This is a genomic window from Novosphingobium fluoreni, assembly GCF_014196615.1.
GTDB classification, from domain to species: domain Bacteria; phylum Pseudomonadota; class Alphaproteobacteria; order Sphingomonadales; family Sphingomonadaceae; genus Novosphingobium; species Novosphingobium fluoreni.
Genome location: NZ_JACIDY010000007.1, coordinates 95,202 through 111,788, shown reverse-complemented (window position 1 = coordinate 111,788; position 16,587 = coordinate 95,202). Strand labels below are relative to the sequence as shown.

Here is a 16,587-nt window from a genome sequence, read left to right as displayed (position 1 = left end):
TGCGTCAGGCGGTCAATTCCGCGGGCTCTGCGCTGGTCAGCCATGTACTCAGATCGGCCTTCGCACGCGACGTGTAAGCTTCTTTACGCTGCTTTTTCTTAACGTCGTGGAGAGGTGGGAAAAGCCCGAAGTTCACATTCATTGGCTGATAGCTGTCCGCCTCGGCATCGCCGGTGATGTGCGATAGCAGGGCCCCCAGCGCGGTCGTCCTGGGAGGCGCGGTCCACGTATCACCGCTGATCTCGATCGCGGTCATCATTCCGGCAAGCAGGCCGATCGCGGCGCTCTCCACATAGCCCTCACACCCCGTGATCTGTCCGCCGAAGCGGATATGCGGCGCCGTCTTGAGCCGGAATTGCCGGTCCAGCAGCATGGGCGAGTTCAGAAACGTGTTGCGATGCAGCCCGCCCAGGCGCGCAAATTCGGCATTTTCCAAGCCGGGGATCGTCCGAAACAGGCGCACTTGTTCGGCATGCTTAAGCTTGGTTTGGAAGCCGACCATGTTCCAGATCGTGCCCAGCTTGTTGTCCTGGCGTAGCTGCACGACGGCGTGGGGCCAACGACCGGTTCGGGGATCGTCCAGGCCGACCGGCTTCATCGGCCCGAAGCGCAAGGTATCCAGGCCACGCTCGGCCATGACTTCGATCGGCATGCAGCCGTCGAAGTAGGGCGTGTTCGCCTCCCACTCCTTGAACGAAGTTTTTTCGCCCGCCAGCAGCCCCGCGTGGAAAGCGAGGTACTGCTCCTTGTTCATCGGGCAGTTGATGTAGTCCTTGGTTTCACTCTTGTCCCAGCGTGAGGCCATCCAGCAGATGTCCATGTCGATCGTATCGCGATGGACGATTGGGGCGATGGCATCGAAGAAGGCCAGACTGTCCGCCCCCGTCGCCGTGCCGATGCTGTCGGCCAGCGATGCCGCGGTCAGCGGGCCGGTGGCGACGATGGTAAGGCCGCTTTCGGGCAGGCGATCGATGCGCTCGCGCACGATTTCCAGCGTGGGCTGAGCGGTAAGGGCGGCCTCCACTTCGGCGGAGAAAACGTCCCGGTCCACCGCCAGAGCGGATCCGGCCGGAACCTGCGCCTTGGCAGCGGCAGTCATCACGAGGGAGTCCAGCTGGCGCATTTCGTGATGCAGCAGGCCTACCGCGTTCTTCTCGTCATCATCCGAGCGGAACGAGTTCGAGCAGACGAGTTCGGCCAGCGCATCGGTCTGGTGCGCCGGCGAGCGCTCACCCGTGCCGCGCATTTCGGAAAGTCGCACGCGGACGCCGCGACGGGCGAGTTGCCAAGCTGCCTCGCTGCCGGCCAGGCCGCCGCCGATGATGTGAACTTGGTGGATCATGAAATTGGCCTAAGAATCTGAATAGAGATCAGGTTACCCGGCGACCGGCAATCTGATCCTGCCGTCGTCGCCAAGTTCCACTGGGCCGTAAGCCGTGACCGCCGAAAGCGGCAGCGCGCCGTAGATATGTGGAAACAGCGCGCCACCGCGCGACGGCTCCCACTTCACCGCATCACTCAGCACATCAAGGTCGACCGCAGCGATGTGCAAGCCTGACTGGCCGGCGAAGTGCTTCGCCACCGTCTCGTCAAGCTGGTCCGCGGTCGACAAGTGGATGTAGCCATCCGCCAGATCGACCGGGGCGCCCGCGAACGATCCGTCTGCCTCCAACTGCGCCATCTGCTCGGCAGTCAGCACCTTGTAGGCAACGGATGCCGTCATGCGTCGTCTCCGTCCGCATCCTCGTCATTCGGGTCCAGATCGTCGCGGTCGATTTCGATCGGGATTTCGACCTCGTCGGCACTGCGGGCCACCATCTCTTCCACGATCGCGGCTTCCGCCTCGTTCTCAGGCTCCGGGTTGTCATCGATGCGCACGGCGCTGACGACGTGCTCGTTCTTGCCGACATCGAACAGCTTCACACCGGCGCTGTTACGGCCGATCACGCGCAGCGAATCCAGGCCGATGCGGATCAGCTTGGCCTGATCGGTTACCAGCATCAGCTGATCAGCCTTGGTCGCGGCGAAGCTCGCCACAACGGGGCCATTGCGTGCCACGTTGTCAATGTTGGTGATGCCTTGCCCACCTCGCCCGGTGCGGCGATATTCGTAGGCGGAAGACAGCTTGCCATAGCCGTTCGCGCAGACCGTCAGGATGAATTGTTCACCCAAGGACATCTCGGCGAAACGGTCCGCCGGCATATCGGGATCGCCTTCTTTCTCGGTCTTCCAAGGCGCAAAGCGGAGGTATGCCTCGCGCTCTTCGGCAGTGGTGCCGATGCGGTGCAGGATCGAGAGCGACACGACTTCGTCATCGGACTTGAGGCTCATGCCGCGCACGCCGGTGGACGTGCGGCTCTGGAATTCGCGCACATCGTCGCCTGCGAATCGGATCGCCTTGCCCTGGCGGGTGGCCAGCAGGACATCGTCCTCGGCCCCGAGCAGTGCGACACCGATCAGGCGATCAGCACTGTCATCCTCGAAGCGCATGGCGAACTTGCCGTTGCTGGGGATATTCGCGAAGGCATCCATCGCGTTGCGGCGGACGTTGCCCTTGGCCGTGGCGAAGACAACGTGCAGCGCCCCCCAGGTGCCTTCGTCTTCTGGCAGCGGAAGCACCGTGGCGATTGTCTCGTCCTTGTCCAGCGAAGGCAGGAGGTTGACGATCGGGCGGCCGCGCGTGGTCGGTCCACCTTCGGGCAGGCGCCATACCTTGAGGCGATAGACCTTGCCGCTGGTGGAGAAGAACAGCACGGGATTGTGCGTCGAGGTGACGAACATCTCGGACACGACGTCCTCGTCCTTCGTCGCCATGCCAGCGCGGCCCTTGCCACCGCGATTTTGCGCGCGGAAAGTGGAGAGGGGCGTGCGCTTGATGTAGCCGTCCATCGTGACGGTGACGACCATGTCGTCCCGCTCGATCAGGTCTTCGTCATCGATGCCATCTGCGGCAGCGACGATCTCGGACAAGCGCGGTGTCGCGAAGGCACGCACCGCCTCCAGTTCCTCGCACATGACCTTATAAAGCTTGGTCCGGTCGGCCAGGATCGCGAGGAACTCCTCGATCTTGACCGCCAGTTCCTTCAACTCATCACCGATCTCGTCACGGCCGAGCGCGGTAAGGCGATGAAGCCGCAAGTCGAGGATGGCGCGGACCTGGGTTTCGGACAGGCGATAGCTGCCGCCGGTCTCTTCCGCGTTGGGTTCGATCGCTTCGACCAGCCGAATATAGGGTGCGATGTCGCCGATCGGCCATTCGCGCGCCATCAGGCGGCTGCGGGCTTCGCCGGGGTTCGGCGCGCCACGGATGATCTTCACCACTTCGTCGAGATTCGAGACCGCAACGACCAGGCCAAGTAAGATATGCGCGCGATCGCGCGCCTTGTTCAGCTCAAACTTGGTGCGGCGAGTGATGACCTCTTCGCGGAACTGGATGAAGGCCTGAATGATATCGCGCAGCGACAGGATTTCGGGGCGGCCGCCACGAATCGCCAGCATGTTCGCAGGGAAGCTCGATTGCGCAGGGGTGTGCCGCCACAACTGATTGAGCACGACCTCAGGCGTCGCTTCACGCTTGAGATCCATCACGATGCGTACGCCGAGGCGATTCGATTCGTCGCGGATGTCGGCGATGCCTTCGATCCGTTTTTCCTTTGCGGCGTCGGCGATCTTCTCGACCAGGCCGGACTTGCCTACCTGGAACGGTATCGAGGTCAGCACGATCGAGCGGCCGCCCCGGTTGGAGCCTCTCGCTTCTTCGATCTCATAGCGGCACCGCATGATGACCGACCCGCGTCCGGTTATATACGCCGCGCGCGCTCCCGCCTTGCCGAGGATCAGCGGCGCCGTGGGAAAGTCTGGCCCGGGGATGATTTCGAACAGCTCTTCCGCGCTAATCGCCGGGTTATTGATGTAGGCGAGGCAGCCGTCGATCACTTCGCCCAGGTTGTGGGGCGGAATATTGGTCGCCATGCCGACGGCGATACCGCCCGCGCCGTTGACCAGCAGATTGGGGAAGCGCGCTGGCAGGACTTGCGGCTCCTGGCGGGAGCCGTCGTAGTTGTCCTGGAAATTGACTGTATCCTTGTCGAGATCTTCCAGCAGGAAGTTCGCGACGCGAGCCAGGCGCGCTTCGGTGTAGCGCATCGAGGCCGGCGGATCGGGGTCCATCGAGCCGAAGTTGCCCTGGCCGTCCACCAGAGGAACGCGCATCGACCAGTCCTGGGTCATGCGGGCAAGGGCATCGTAGATCGAGCTATCGCCGTGCGGGTGATAGTTACCCATCACGTCGCCGACGATCTTGGCGGACTTGCGGTAAGGCCGCCCGGCGACCATGCCGCCTTCCTGGCTGGCGTAGAGGATGCGCCGGTGCACCGGCTTCAGGCCGTCGCGCACGTCGGGCAGGGCGCGTGCCACGATCACGCTCATCGCGTAATCGAGGTAGCTGTTCTTCATCTCGTCGACGATGTCGACGCGGGTGTATTCGCCTGCAGGGCCCTGAGGCTCCAGAATCTCGGTTTCGTCGCTCACGCGCTACTTGTCGTTTCTCTGTTGGCGGGGATGTGCGAACCTCGGCCCTAGGCCAAGCTTCACCGGAATGCCAGTCATGCATCGGTCACGCATGAGCTGCGAGCGGCATTTTCCACATATCAAAGTGAAGGAACGGCTGCATCTTCCTGCAACAAACCACATTCAATTCGCGTTCAGCGGCGAGGTTCTAGTCGGACCCTGGTTGTCATGCGGCTCAATCGCCGCCATGACTGGCACGATTTTTGGCGCTGGGCCGAAGTGGGATATCACCCATTCACCCGCGGATGTTGAGAGGAGTTGGCCGGAATGGCTCGCAAGTTTCTGATTTCACGTATTGCCCTCGCTGTTGCTATCTCCGGGGGGCTGACTGCTGCCGTATCCTCGTCGCCGGCATTCGCCGCGAAGAAGGAAAAGGTTTCCGGCTCCTTCTCCAAGGAGTTTTCGGCTGCTGCCGCTGAATTCGACAAGGCCGTAAGCGGGGCGGAAGCCAACCCGGCGGTAAAGGCTGCGACTGACAAGGCCTCGGCCGCTCAGACCCCGGCGGCCAAGACGGCGGCTGCGGCAGAAGTCGATGCGGCCCTGGGTGGCGCGGACGCGAAGCTGGCCGCGATTGGTGCCGCCGCGACGACTCCGCTCGACAAGATCAAGCTGGGCGAGCTGACGCGCAACGTCGGCGTCCTGAAGAATGACCCGGCCCTGCAGAACAAGGGCCTGGTTATGATGATCAACAGCGGTGCGGCCAAGCCCGAGCAGATGGGCCAACTGCAGTACTTGGCAGGTGTTACCGCTTATCAGACCGGCGATTATGCCGGTGCGGTGCAGTACCTGAAGCCGTCTTATGACAGCGGCTATCGCGATCAGCAGGGCATGATCGACAAAGTTCTGGCGGATGCCTACAAGCGCACGAACAATTCCGGCGCTGCACTGGCCCTGTCGCAGGCCGAGATCGACAAGGCGAAGGCTGCCGGCGGCAAGCCCAGCGATGGAGCGCTGCGTACCGCGCTGCAGGCCGCCTACGATGCCAAGCAGGTTGGACCTGCCACCGACCTTTCGGCGCAGCTGGTGCAGTACTACCCGACCCCAGCCAGCTGGCAGTCGGCCCTGCAGGTGGTGCGCTCGCTCAACAAGAACATGGGCGCGCAGGAGAACCTCGATCTCATGCGCTTGATGGCGCGCACTGGCTCGATGAACGATAAGGGGGATTACCTGTCGTACATTCAGGATGCCGACCCCCGTCGTTCGCCGGGCGAAACCCTGAAGATCATCGACCAGGGCATCGCCGCCGGCAAGCTGACCGCTGGTGAAGTTGCCGATTATCGCAGCGTAGCGCAGAGCCGTGTCACTGCCGACCGTAACGGCCTGCCGACTTATGAGAAGGAGGCGCGCGCATCCTCGGCTTCGTTCGCCGCGATCAACGGTGCGGCCGACGCATTCCTCAGCTACGAACAGCCCGCCAAGGCCGAAGAACTCTACAAGCTGGCCTTGCCCAAGGCCGGTGGCGAGAAGGATCGCGTCCTGACCCGCATCGGCATCGCTCAGGCCGATCAGGGCAAGTATGCTGAGGCGCAAAGCACGTTCGCGCAGATCACGTCGCCCACGCGCCTTCCGGTCGCCAAGATGTGGAGCGCCTACGCCAAGAGCAAGACCGGCGCCGCCGCTCCGACGGCTGCCCCCGCCAGCTGAAGCAGGTCGCTTAAACGCTGAATCAAAGAGGGCGCCGGAAATCTCCGGCGCCCTTTCTTGTGCGGGTTTGATTAGCGGCCAATGCAGGGGCCGCGGCCACTATACAGCCGGTGAGAATTCGCGCGTTTCTTCGTCCATGACGTGCAGCACGCCGTCGGTGATGGCGAAGAAAGCGCCGCGCAGGCGCAGGCTGCCGTCCTTCACCTTGCTGCGCACGCACGGGAACGTCATCAGGTTATCCAGGCTGACCCGAACCGCAGCCTGCTCCATCGCGCGCTCCGCATCGCGGCCTTCGGTACCCATCTTGCTTGCGACATCGTTACGCGCCTCGTCCAGAAGCGAGATCCAGTTCGCCACAAAGCCACCTTCGCCCGGTTCCGCGCCGTGAAGCGACTGGGTGAGCGAGGCCTTGCAGCCACCGCATAGGCCATGGCCCATGACCATGACTTCCTTGACCTTCAGTACCTGCACGGCGAATTCCAGCGCGGCAGACACGCCATGGTGGCCCGGTGTGGTCTCAAAAGGCGGGACCAGCGCTGCCACGTTGCGTACGACGAAGATCTCACCCGGATCGACATCGAAGATTTGCGAGGGATCGACGCGGCTATCCGAACAGGCGATCACCATGACGTCGGGCTGTTGCCCCTCGCTCAGGGTGTTCCATTTCTCACGCTGGGTTTTCCAGCCTCCTTCGCGAAATCGCCGATAGCCATCGATCAGCGTGTCGAGGGGAGAAGCGGGCGAGTCTGTGGTGGGCTCTGTCATGGCGTTCTTCTTGGCTAGGGAGATTGGCACTGGCAAGGCCTTATGCATGTGACTATCTGGGCGGCATGAACGACTTGTCCTCAACTCCCGCGATCGCTCCAGAAAACCCGCCCCGCGCTCGGAAGCCGGACTGGATTCGCGTCAAGGCGCCGACATCGCAAGGCTATGCTGAAACGCGCAAGTTGATGCGCGACCTGAAGCTCAACACCGTGTGTGAAGAAGCGGCTTGCCCGAATATCGGCGAATGCTGGACGAAGAAGCACGCCACCGTGATGATCCTGGGTGATACCTGCACCCGGGCCTGCGCGTTCTGCAACGTCAAGACCGGGATGCCCGGCCGAGTCGACGTAGATGAGCCAGCCCATGTGGCGGAAGCCGCGGCGAAGCTGGGGTTGGAGCACATCGTCATCACCTCGGTCGATCGCGACGATCTGCCGGACGGCGGAGCCTCACAATTCGTCAAGGTGATCGAGGCGCTGCGGGCGAACACCCCGAACACGACGATCGAGATCCTGACGCCGGACTTCCGGGGCAAGATGCGCCGCGCGGTAGAGGCGATCGTCACGGCGCGGCCGGATGTCTACAATCATAACCTGGAAACCGTGCCCCGGCTGTACCCAACGATCCGACCGGGCGCGCGCTATTATGCGTCGCTGCGGCTGCTGGAAGAAGTGAAGCGGCATGACCCGTCGATCTTCACCAAGTCGGGCGTGATGCTGGGTTTGGGCGAGCAGCGGTTGGAGGTTCATCAGGTGATGGACGACATGCGCTGCGCCGACATCGATTTCCTGACGATGGGCCAGTACCTGCGTCCGACGCCCAAACATACCGAGGTCATGGAGTTCGTGACCCCGCAGGCATTTGCCGCTTACGGCGCGATCGCGCGGGCCAAGGGCTTTCTGCAGGTGGCATCATCGCCGCTGACTCGATCCAGCTATCACGCCGGCAAGGATTTTGCCGAGATGCGCGCGGCGCGTGAAGCTCAGCTAGCCAAGGCGGCGCAGGGCGGAGCGTCGCGCTGATGCCGGGAATTCGCGAAACGCGCGCAATGCCTTATACCGCCGAGCAGATGTTCGATCTGGTCGCTGACGTGGATCGTTATCCTGAGTTCCTGCCCTGGGTCCTGGCCACCCGCGTCCGGTCTGACAGTGATACCGAAATGGTGGCCGACATGTTGGTGGGCTTCAAGGCGCTGAAGGAGAAATTCACTTCACGCGTCGAGAAGCATCGGGCTGATCTGATTCGGGTGAATTACGTCGACGGGCCCTTGCGCGATCTGGACAACACCTGGACCTTCCGGAATGTCGATGGCGGTTGCGAGATCGACTTTTGCGTCGACTTTGCCTTCCGCAATCCGCTGTTCGAGAAGATCGCCGGCCAGTATTTCGACCGGGCGTTCCGCAAGATGGTGTCCGCGTTCGAAGAGCGGGCGGCAGTACTCTACGGCAATAACAGCTCGAGCGCGACTAGCGTCGCCTGAAGGCGGATCTCGCTGCGGTCCTTGCCGTCCAGCATCCGCTGCTCGGCATTGACGCTTTCGTTGGGCTGATCCCGCAAGGCACAAGCGAACACGACCGTGCCGACCGGCTTCAGCGGACTGCCGCCGTCGGGCCCGGCAATGCCGCTGATCGCCACCGCGACATCCGCCTCGCTGTTGCGCAATGCGCCTTGTGCCATCGCCCAGGCCGTGGCGGGCGAGACCGCGCCAAACGCCTCCAGGATATCCTCCGACACCCCGAGCGATTGCTGCTTGGCCTCGTTCGAATACGTCACGAAGCCACGGTCCAGCACTGCCGACGAGCCGGCAATCTCGGTCAAGGCGGCGCACACCAAACCGCCGGTGCAGCTTTCTGCTACCGCCACTTTGCGCTTTATCGCCGCATTCTCGGTGATGACGCGCCGGGCCAGCGCGACCACTTCGTCCGAAAGAATGGCAGAGGTCACGCCGGTCAGCTCTTGCAGATCGCGAACTTGTCAGTCGCGGCTTTGCCCGTTTTGCTGCCCAGACCGATGACGACGGCGATCAGATTGGCGGTGTTCTGCGCCGGAAGGGGGGCGAGCAGGCCGACTATACGGTCGATCTCACCGCACTTGGCGGCCGGGATTTCCTGCGCCACCATGCCTTCGATGATCGCGTCCAGCATCTGCTGCAGCGATGGATCGGGAAGCTGGTTCAACAAGTCGCTGCTCTCGTTCTGCTTGGTGCCGCCGATCTTGAAGAACGCGGCGCGGGCCTGCGGCCAGTTCTGCGCCTTTCGCGCGGAGTAGCGGGTTGCCAGCTCGGCGCCGCTCTTGCGCAAATAGGCGGTGGGGGCGAGTGTCGCCGCGCAGCGCTTCGTGGTGCCGGTGATAGCGGCGGGGAGGGCATAGGCCGCCAGCGACGATGCCTCTGCCGGAGTGAGGCAGGGCTGGGCCGCATGTGCGATGCCGGGCAGCGCAATCAGGGTTCCGACAAGGAAAGTGGCGATTTTGCGCATGGTTAGGCCTTTCAGTTCCGAACGAGGCTGACCACAGCCTGGGCCGCGATCCCTTCGCCCCGACCAGTGAATCCGAGCTTTTCGGTCGTCGTTGCCTTGACGCTCACCAGGCTCTTGTCAACGCCCAGTATCGCCGCCAGGCGATCACGCATGGTGTCGCGGTAGGGGCCGATCTTCGGCGCTTCGCAGATGATCGTGACATCGGCATTGCCCAGGCGATAGCCGCCCTTGGCGACGATACCGACGGCGTGAGCCAGAAAGCGGTCGGAAGATGCTCCGCGCCATTGTGCATCGGAGGGAGGAAAGTGCTGGCCGATATCGCCATCGCCCATTGCGCCCAGCATCGCGTCCACCAAAGCATGAATGGCAACGTCGGCGTCACTATGGCCGGCAAGCCCCTGGTGATGTTCGATCTTTACCCCGCACAGCCAAAGCTCCTCCCCGTCCTCCAAGCGATGCACATCGTATCCGGAGCCGATACGGATCGGCGGGGTATCGGCGGCAAAGTCGCTGGCGAACGTGAGTTTTTGCAAGGTTTCATCTCCTTCGACCAAGGCGATCGTCAAACCGGCGGCCTGGGCGACTTGCGCGTCGTCACCTGCGGTTGTCTCCCCGGTCCAGTCCCTATGTGCCCGCAAGATATAAGAAAACCGAAAGGCCTGCGGGGTCTGCACCCGCCGCAAGGCCTCGCGCGGAGCGGGAGCGCCCATCACCGATCCGTCTGCGTGGGCCAGGCTGTCCACCACCGGCAGGACGGGAATTGCGCCAGGCTGGTGGCCAAGCGCGGTGCGAAGGCGGGCGATGACCGAATGGGGTAGGCCGGGGCGCGCCGCATCGTGGATCAGTACGTGTTCCGGCGGCTCTGTCGCCAAGGCCTCAAGCCCGCGACGCACCGAATCCTGCCGGTTCGCCCCGCCCACGATGCAGCGGACGTCGGCCAGACCCTGCAAAGCCGCATCCGCCATGTCGGCCGCGTCCTCTGGGATGACCACGATGATCGGTTTCACCCCGGCGGATAGCAGCGCTTCGACCGAGTGCCGGACGACCGGCTTACCCCGCCATACCGCGAATTGCTTAGGCAGCGGCTGCCCGGCGCGAAGGCCTTGACCGGCAGCAACGACGATCCCGGCCGCGGCGGGCAGTTCATGGTCCAATGACATGGCTGGGCCCGGTAATCCCTTGCCGCTGCCCAAGCAATGGACTATGCGCTGCCTGTTTTTTAGGCAGTGCTTTGACGATGACCGATCTCCCCGCCCCGCCCGCTTTGAAGCCCATTCATGTCGGGCCGATCGAGATCGCGTGCCCGGTCGTTCTAGCACCGATGACCGGGGTCACCGATCTGCCTTTCCGCAAGCTGGTGCGCCGGTTCGGGTCGGGCCTGAATGTCACCGAGATGATCGCCAGCCCCGCCGCGATCCGCGAGACGCGCCAGTCCGTTCAGAAGGCGGCGTGGGACTTGTCGGAAGAGCCCGTGTCGATGCAGCTGGTAGGTTGCGAGCCGGCGCAAATGGCGGAAGCGGCGAAGCTTTCCGCCGATCGCGGCGCGGCGATCGTCGATATCAACATGGGCTGCCCCGTCCGCAAGGTGACGAACGGCGATGCCGGGTCTGCATTGATGCGTGATCTGAAGCTCGCTGCCGCCTTGATCGACGCCTGCGTGAAGGCGGTAGACGTACCGGTCACCGTGAAGATGCGCATGGGCTGGTGCCATGACAGCCTGAACGCGCCGGAGTTGGCCCGCATCGCCGAAGACCTTGGCGCAAAGATGATCACTGTTCACGGACGCACCCGCAACCAGATGTACAAGGGCGAAGCCGATTGGGCATTCGTGCGCCGCGTAAAAGAAGCGGTGACGCTGCCGGTCCTCGTCAATGGAGACATCTGTGAGATCGCGGACGCCGCGACCGCGCTGGAACAGTCCGGCGCGGACGGGGTGATGATCGGGCGGGGCGCTTACGGCAAGCCGTGGGTGCTCGGCCAGGTCATGCACTGGTGGCGCACGGGCGGACACATGGCGGCACCATCGACCGGGGCGCAGTTCGATCTGATCTGCGAACATTACGCAGCGATGTTGTCGCTCTACGGCCAGGACACGGGTGTGAGAATGGCTCGCAAGCATCTGGGATGGTACACCAAAGGGCTGCCCGGCTCCGCCGAGATGCGCAACCGCGTGAATTTCATCGACGACCCGAAAGAAGTGATGGAGACGCTGGCGGAGTTCTATGCACCTTGGCGGGAGCGTAAGGCTGCGTAGCGGCACCCGGTCGAGCGGCCTCATGAGCCATAATCCGCGTACCGCGATGCCGGAGCCGCATCGCCAGCTGGCCAGTCTGCCCCACGCCGTTCTACTGCTGAAGCCGGGCCATACGATCGCGGCGGCCAACCCCGCTGCCGAGCAGTTCCTGGGTCAAAGCATGCGCCGGCTTTCCGGGCGGCGGCTTGAGGCGATCCTGACATTTGTGGATGAGCGTCTGATAGAGCGCATCAAGGACGAAGAGACGCCGGTTTCCGCGCGCGAGATCGTCGTCGCGATCAGGGACAAGGGGACGCGCCGGATCGATATCACCGTTGCCCCGGTCGCCGATTGGCCCGGATGGCAGCTGCTGACCATCCACGACAACACGCCGACCGACGCTTTCGGGGCGGACTCCGGAGGCGCGGACACCGCGGCGCTGCGTGGGCCGGAGATCATGGCGCACGAGATCAAGAATCCGCTCGCCGGCATTCGCGGTGCGGCGCAGCTTCTTGCCCGGCGAGTCGAGGATCGCGATCGGGCGCTGACCGATCTGATTACCGGCGAGGTCGATCGGATCGCCACCCTGATCGATCGGATGCAGCGGCTCAGCCGCAAGACGCCGCCGATCGTGGAGCCGTGCAACCTGCATGAGGCTGCGCGGCGCGCTATCGATGTGCTGAGGGCCGGCGATCCTTCGGGCAAAGGCGCGCGGATCGAGGAGGAGTTCGATCCCTCGCTGCCGTCCGTGATGGGCAGTCCGGACGGACTGGTGCAAGTTATGATCAACCTGCTCGCCAATGCGCGCGAGGCCTGCTCAGACATGCCCGATGCGCGCGTCGTTATCCGTACGCGCTTTGCCAGCGGTTTGCAGCTTAACACGACGGATTCCGGCCAGCCGGTAAGGCTACCCATCGAACTGCGGGTGAGTGACAATGGCCTGGGCGTGCCGCTCGCGATGCGCGATCACATCTTCGAACCGTTCGTGACCACCAAGAAGTCAGGGCAGGGACTGGGTCTGCCGCTGGTGCGCAAGCTGGTCCGCGACATGAGTGGCCGCATCGGTCATGAGCGGGATGAGGCGACAGGGTGGACGCATTTTCGCGTACACCTGCCGATCGCACCAGAAGCGCATACTAGGGCAAGCAACCGGAGCAAGACTGACGCATGACGGTATTGCTGGTTGAAGACGACGCCTCGATCGCCCTGGTCATCACCGCGGCGCTGGAGGCGGAGGGCTTCGAGGTCACCCATTGCGACACGATCGCCCAGCGTGACCGGCTGCTGGCCGAGCGCCGCTTTGCCGCGCTGGTGACCGACGTGATGCTGCCTGACGGCGATGGGATCGACAGTCTGGGCGATGTGCATGATCGTCATGGGGATATGCCGATCGTCATCCTTTCGGCCCAGAACACGCTGGATACGGCGGTACGGGCGACGGACACTGGCGCGTTCGAGTATTTTCCCAAGCCCTTCGATATCGACGAACTGGCACGCACCGTCCGCCAGGCGGTGGGCTCGGCCAGTGCCGCGCCTCTGGACGGGGAAGAGCCCATCGGCAGCGGGCTGCCTCTTGTCGGGCGCAGCGCGGCCATGCAGTCGGTCTATCGCATGATTACGCGCGTGCTACGCAATGATCTGACCGTGCTGGTCCTGGGCGAATCCGGCACGGGCAAGGAACTGGTGGCGGAGGCGATCCATCAATTGGGGCATCGCCGGGCGGGACCGTTCATCGCGGTCAACACCGCTGCGATTCCCGCTGAACTGATCGAAAGCGAGTTGTTCGGGCACGAGAAGGGCGCATTCACGGGAGCTGTTGCGCGTCATCTCGGGAAGTTCGAGCAGGCCGCCGGTGGTACGCTGTTCCTGGACGAGATTGGCGACATGCCGATGCAGGCGCAGACGCGGTTGTTGCGAGCGCTGCAGTCCGGCTCTGTGCGCCGGGTCGGGGGGCGTGACGAGGTGAGGGTGGATGCCCGGATCATCGCGGCCACCAACAAGGATCTGCAACCGATGATCGCCGCCGGGCAGTTCCGGGAGGACTTGTATTACCGCCTTAATGTCGTGCCGATCGCGATGCCGCCGCTGCGTGAACGTTCGGACGACGTTCCGGCGCTGGCACGGCATTTCCTGCATCTTGCGACGACGGAGGGCTTGCCCCGCCGTTATCTGACGGATCGCGCCGCCATTCTGCTGGGCCAGCAACCCTGGCGGGGCAACGTGCGCGAACTGAAGAATTTTATCTATCGCTTGGCGCTGCTGGCGCGTGAGGAAGCGATCGATATCGATGCTGTTGCCCCCTTGCTGCCCGAGGATGGCGATGGACCCGCATCTGGCGAGGATGGCGAAAGCTTCGATCTGGAAACAGCGGTTCGGCGCTGGCTGACGAGCGAGCGGCCCGCCGCTGGTACGATCCATGAAACGGCGCTGCTGGCGTTCGAGAAACCCTTGTTTGCCCTCGTTCTGCAGGAAACCGGCGGCAATCAGGTTCGCGCCGCGCAGGCGCTGGGCATCAATCGCAATACCTTGCGCAAGCGGCTCGGAGAACTGGGGCTGGACCCGGAACAGTTCGTTCGTAGGCCATAGTCGGTCATTCGTAGATTTTTCCTTGCGATAAAGTCACACTGCTGTTGTAGCGCCGCAACGATGAGCGACGCGCTGCAACCAAGACGAACATGGCCAAGATGGTGGCGGCGCATGCAGGTGTCTGCGCGCCGGGCCAACTTCTTCGGCGTCATGGTATTCGCCGCGATCGTTGCATTTATCGTGATGACGACGGTGACTTTCGCCGCGCTCTACCAGAATTCCAGCAATGGCGAGTTCCTGTCATCCAACATGACGGCGACGCTGTTGGTCGGCACCCTGGTCCCTGCCCTCGCGATCCTGGTGCTGCTGGGGCGCTGGATGGCGCTGCGCCGCGCTGCCCAGACCATCGGTGGCAGCGGGCGGATGCACGTGCGACTGGTGTTCATCTTCTCGGTGATCGCTGCCGTGCCGACGTTGCTGGTGGTGATCTTTGCGTCTTACCTCTTCCAGTCAGGCGTGGAGTTCTGGTTCTCCGACAGCTCACGCGGGCTGCTGGAAAATGCCAATAAGCTGGCACGCGGCTACTACGAGCAGGCCCAGCGTGACGTCAGCCAGGAATCCCTCGCCATGGCGAGCGATCTGCGAGGCTATATGAGCCAGCAGACCATCGCTTCGCCCGAGTTTCCGGAATTCCTCTATTTCCAGGTCAGAAACCGCAAGCTCGACAAGTCGGCCATTCTGCAGAAAGGCCCTGATGGCCAATTGCGCACCGCGGCGATTGTCGATCCCACCGGCGGCAACGATGCGGCCGACGTGACGCGCGACATGGTCCGCCGCGTGGATGGCGGTGATCCGTTCGTGGTGGAAGCCAACGCCAACCGGATCGCGGCACTGACCCCTATCGACCGCGCCGCGTCGATCTATCTCTACACCTCACGAAGCTCGGACTTGTTGGCCTTCAGCCAGGGGCAGCGCGCCGAGAACATCGTGCGCGGCTATGAAGCGCTGACCAGCCGGGCACGGCTTTACCAGTTACGCTTCAACGTCGCGCTGTTCATCGCCGCGCTCGCGCTGGTCGGGCTGTCTGTCTATCTGGCGCTGCGGTTTGCGGATCGGCAGGTGAAGCCGCTTTACGAACTGGTCGACGCCGCCAGACGAGTGGGCAGCGGCAATTTTGCGATGCGCGTCGAGGGGCGTACCGGCGCCGACGAAATGGGTCTGCTCAACCGCGCCTTCAATCGCATGACGGCGCAGATCGAAAAGCAGACGCAGGCTTTGGTTGGCGCGAACACGCAGCTGCAAGAACGTCGCGCGTTTATCGAAGCGGTGCTGGAATCGGTCACATCCGGCATCATCTCGGTGGATGCGAACGGCACGGTGCAGCTGATGAACAGCACGGCGCAATCGCTGTTGCTCGATAGATCGGTGCCGGGTCCGCTGGGCTTGCCGCTGGCGGAACTCGCACCTCCTCTGGCCAGCCTGATCGATAGCGGAAAGCCTAGCGGCATCGTTCAGTACAATAAGAACGGCGAACTCCTGACGCTGGCGGTGAAGATCGCCCGCGACGCCACGGGCCGCGTCATCACGTTCGAGGACATTACCCGCCAGCTGCTCGATCAGCGCCAGGCTGCCTGGTCCGATGTCGCCCGCCGCATCGCGCATGAAATCAAGAATCCGCTCACTCCGATCCAGCTGGCGACGGAGCGCCTGAGCCGACGCTATCGCAAACAGATCACGCAGGATCCCGAGCTGTTCGAGGACCTGACTCGCACGATCATTCGACAGGTCGGCGATCTGCGGAAGATGGTGGACGAATTCTCTTCCTTCGCGCGGTTACCCAAGCCGATTTTCCGCGCGGAAGACCCGATGGCGCTCACACGCCAGGCGCTGTTCCTGCAGGAGGTCGCCCGCCCGGACATCACCTTCGAGTTTGAGGCTAAGGGCGATATCCCGATCATCGGTTGCGATCGCCACCAATTCGGTCAGGCGATGACGAACGTCCTGAAGAACGCGGTCGAGGCGGTCGAAGCCAAGGTCAAGGAAACAGCGGCAGCGGAAAGCGATGTTCCATATCGCGGCCACATCAAGGTCTGCATCGAAGGCCTCGAAAGTGCCGTGCGCGTGGCGATCACCGACAATGGTATCGGCCTTCCGCAAGACCGCGATCGTATCATCGAGCCTTACGTCACCACGCGTGAAAAGGGGACGGGCCTGGGCCTGGCGATCGTGAACAAGATCGTCGAAGAGCACGGGGGCGAAATGACGTTCACCGCCGCGCAAGGTGGCGGGACCACAGTGGCGATGCGGTTCGCCGTAGATCCGCTCGCCAACGGCCGCAATTCTGAAGCGGCTGAGTAATACCAGCAGGATAAA

At 63.2% G+C, this 16,587-nt stretch carries 14 protein-coding genes; 7 read left to right on the top strand and 7 right to left on the bottom strand.

Annotation, left to right across the window (positions count from 1 at the left end; genetic code table 11):
- Positions 1-4: 4 nt before the first annotated feature.
- The 3 genes from trmFO to gyrA are packed head-to-tail and all read right to left on the bottom strand — an operon-like array spanning position 5 to position 4,530.
- Positions 5-1,342, bottom strand: coding sequence for a methylenetetrahydrofolate--tRNA-(uracil(54)-C(5))-methyltransferase (FADH(2)-oxidizing) TrmFO (gene trmFO / locus GGR39_RS13700; protein WP_183617670.1), 1,338 nt, complete (start codon positions 1,340-1,342; stop codon positions 5-7).
- A 33-nt stretch (positions 1,343-1,375) separates the two neighbouring features.
- Positions 1,376-1,723, bottom strand: a complete 348-nt coding sequence (locus tag GGR39_RS13695; RefSeq protein ID WP_183617668.1) for a DUF952 domain-containing protein — start codon at positions 1,721-1,723, stop codon at positions 1,376-1,378.
- Positions 1,720-4,530 (bottom strand): DNA gyrase subunit A, encoded by a 2,811-nt coding sequence (gyrA, locus tag GGR39_RS13690; RefSeq protein WP_183617666.1) that lies wholly within the window; start codon positions 4,528-4,530, stop codon positions 1,720-1,722. The genes GGR39_RS13695 and gyrA overlap by 4 nt, the downstream gene beginning before the upstream one ends.
- A 306-nt stretch (positions 4,531-4,836) precedes the next feature.
- On the opposite strand from gyrA, the gene GGR39_RS13685 reads away from it, so the two are divergent.
- Entirely contained in the window at positions 4,837-6,213 is a 1,377-nt protein-coding gene (locus GGR39_RS13685; protein WP_183617664.1) for a hypothetical protein, read from the top strand.
- Positions 6,214-6,312: 99 nt separating this feature from the next.
- Here the strand turns inward: GGR39_RS13685 and GGR39_RS13680 are convergent, their stop codons facing one another.
- Positions 6,313-6,978, bottom strand: coding sequence for a carbonic anhydrase (locus tag GGR39_RS13680; RefSeq protein WP_183617662.1), 666 nt, complete (start codon positions 6,976-6,978; stop codon positions 6,313-6,315).
- A 65-nt stretch (positions 6,979-7,043) separates the two neighbouring features.
- Between GGR39_RS13680 and lipA the strand changes: the two genes are divergently transcribed.
- The gene (gene lipA, locus GGR39_RS13675; RefSeq protein ID WP_183617660.1) at positions 7,044-8,000 is read left to right on the top strand and encodes a lipoyl synthase; all 957 of its coding nucleotides are present in this window, start codon (positions 7,044-7,046) and stop codon (positions 7,998-8,000) included.
- Positions 8,000-8,458: a type II toxin-antitoxin system RatA family toxin gene (locus GGR39_RS13670; RefSeq protein WP_183617658.1), complete on the top strand. Its 459-nt coding sequence runs from the start codon at positions 8,000-8,002 to the stop codon at positions 8,456-8,458. The genes lipA and GGR39_RS13670 overlap by 1 nt, the downstream gene beginning before the upstream one ends.
- Here GGR39_RS13670 and GGR39_RS13665 read toward each other — a convergent pair.
- Genes GGR39_RS13665 through GGR39_RS13655 form a run of 3 tightly spaced genes read right to left on the bottom strand, consistent with a single transcriptional unit; the run spans position 8,419 to position 10,615 of the window.
- The gene (locus GGR39_RS13665; RefSeq protein ID WP_183617656.1) at positions 8,419-8,922 is read right to left on the bottom strand and encodes a CinA family protein; all 504 of its coding nucleotides are present in this window, start codon (positions 8,920-8,922) and stop codon (positions 8,419-8,421) included. The genes GGR39_RS13670 and GGR39_RS13665 overlap by 40 nt on opposite strands.
- Before the next feature lie 5 nt (positions 8,923-8,927).
- A complete protein-coding gene (locus tag GGR39_RS13660; protein ID WP_183617654.1) occupies positions 8,928-9,455 on the bottom strand; it encodes a hypothetical protein in 528 nt (175 codons plus the stop codon).
- 11 nt (positions 9,456-9,466) lie between these two features.
- A complete protein-coding gene (locus tag GGR39_RS13655) occupies positions 9,467-10,615 on the bottom strand; it encodes a bifunctional 2-C-methyl-D-erythritol 4-phosphate cytidylyltransferase/2-C-methyl-D-erythritol 2,4-cyclodiphosphate synthase (protein ID WP_183617652.1) in 1,149 nt (382 codons plus the stop codon).
- Positions 10,616-10,692: 77 nt separating this feature from the next.
- Here GGR39_RS13655 and dusB point away from each other — a divergent pair, with 77 nt between their 5' ends.
- From dusB to GGR39_RS13635, 4 genes are all read left to right on the top strand, one after another.
- Positions 10,693-11,709 carry a tRNA dihydrouridine synthase DusB gene (gene dusB, locus GGR39_RS13650; RefSeq protein WP_183617650.1) on the top strand — a complete coding sequence of 339 codons (1,017 nt, stop codon included), beginning with the start codon at positions 10,693-10,695 and terminating at the stop codon, positions 11,707-11,709.
- Positions 11,710-11,731: 22 nt separating this feature from the next.
- Positions 11,732-12,859 carry a two-component system sensor histidine kinase NtrB gene (locus tag GGR39_RS13645; RefSeq protein ID WP_183617648.1) on the top strand — a complete coding sequence of 376 codons (1,128 nt, stop codon included), beginning with the start codon at positions 11,732-11,734 and terminating at the stop codon, positions 12,857-12,859.
- Positions 12,856-14,274, top strand: a complete 1,419-nt coding sequence (locus GGR39_RS13640; RefSeq protein WP_183617646.1) for a sigma-54-dependent transcriptional regulator — start codon at positions 12,856-12,858, stop codon at positions 14,272-14,274. Before GGR39_RS13645 ends, GGR39_RS13640 begins: the two co-directional genes overlap by 4 nt.
- A 111-nt stretch (positions 14,275-14,385) precedes the next feature.
- Positions 14,386-16,572: a sensor histidine kinase gene (locus tag GGR39_RS13635; RefSeq protein ID WP_058737657.1), complete on the top strand. Its 2,187-nt coding sequence runs from the start codon at positions 14,386-14,388 to the stop codon at positions 16,570-16,572.
- Positions 16,573-16,587 lie beyond the last annotated feature (15 nt).

What these genes read in the sequence shown, in the direction of transcription:
- trmFO (WP_183617670.1), bottom strand. Translation starts at nt 1,342, where the DNA reads ATGATCCACCAAGTTCACATCATCGGCGGCGGCCTGGCCGGCAGCGAG.
- GGR39_RS13695 (WP_183617668.1), bottom strand. Translation starts at nt 1,723, where the DNA reads ATGACGGCATCCGTTGCCTACAAGGTGCTGACTGCCGAGCAGATGGCG.
- GGR39_RS13685 (WP_183617664.1), top strand. Translation starts at nt 4,837, where the DNA reads ATGGCTCGCAAGTTTCTGATTTCACGTATTGCCCTCGCTGTTGCTATC.
- GGR39_RS13680 (WP_183617662.1), bottom strand. Translation starts at nt 6,978, where the DNA reads ATGACAGAGCCCACCACAGACTCGCCCGCTTCTCCCCTCGACACGCTG.
- lipA (WP_183617660.1), top strand. Translation starts at nt 7,044, where the DNA reads ATGAACGACTTGTCCTCAACTCCCGCGATCGCTCCAGAAAACCCGCCC.
- GGR39_RS13670 (WP_183617658.1), top strand. Translation starts at nt 8,000, where the DNA reads ATGCCGGGAATTCGCGAAACGCGCGCAATGCCTTATACCGCCGAGCAG.
- GGR39_RS13660 (WP_183617654.1), bottom strand. Translation starts at nt 9,455, where the DNA reads ATGCGCAAAATCGCCACTTTCCTTGTCGGAACCCTGATTGCGCTGCCC.
- GGR39_RS13655 (WP_183617652.1), bottom strand. Translation starts at nt 10,615, where the DNA reads ATGTCATTGGACCATGAACTGCCCGCCGCGGCCGGGATCGTCGTTGCT.
- dusB (WP_183617650.1), top strand. Translation starts at nt 10,693, where the DNA reads ATGACCGATCTCCCCGCCCCGCCCGCTTTGAAGCCCATTCATGTCGGG.
- GGR39_RS13645 (WP_183617648.1), top strand. Translation starts at nt 11,732, where the DNA reads ATGAGCCATAATCCGCGTACCGCGATGCCGGAGCCGCATCGCCAGCTG.
- GGR39_RS13640 (WP_183617646.1), top strand. Translation starts at nt 12,856, where the DNA reads ATGACGGTATTGCTGGTTGAAGACGACGCCTCGATCGCCCTGGTCATC.
- GGR39_RS13635 (WP_058737657.1), top strand. Translation starts at nt 14,386, where the DNA reads ATGCAGGTGTCTGCGCGCCGGGCCAACTTCTTCGGCGTCATGGTATTC.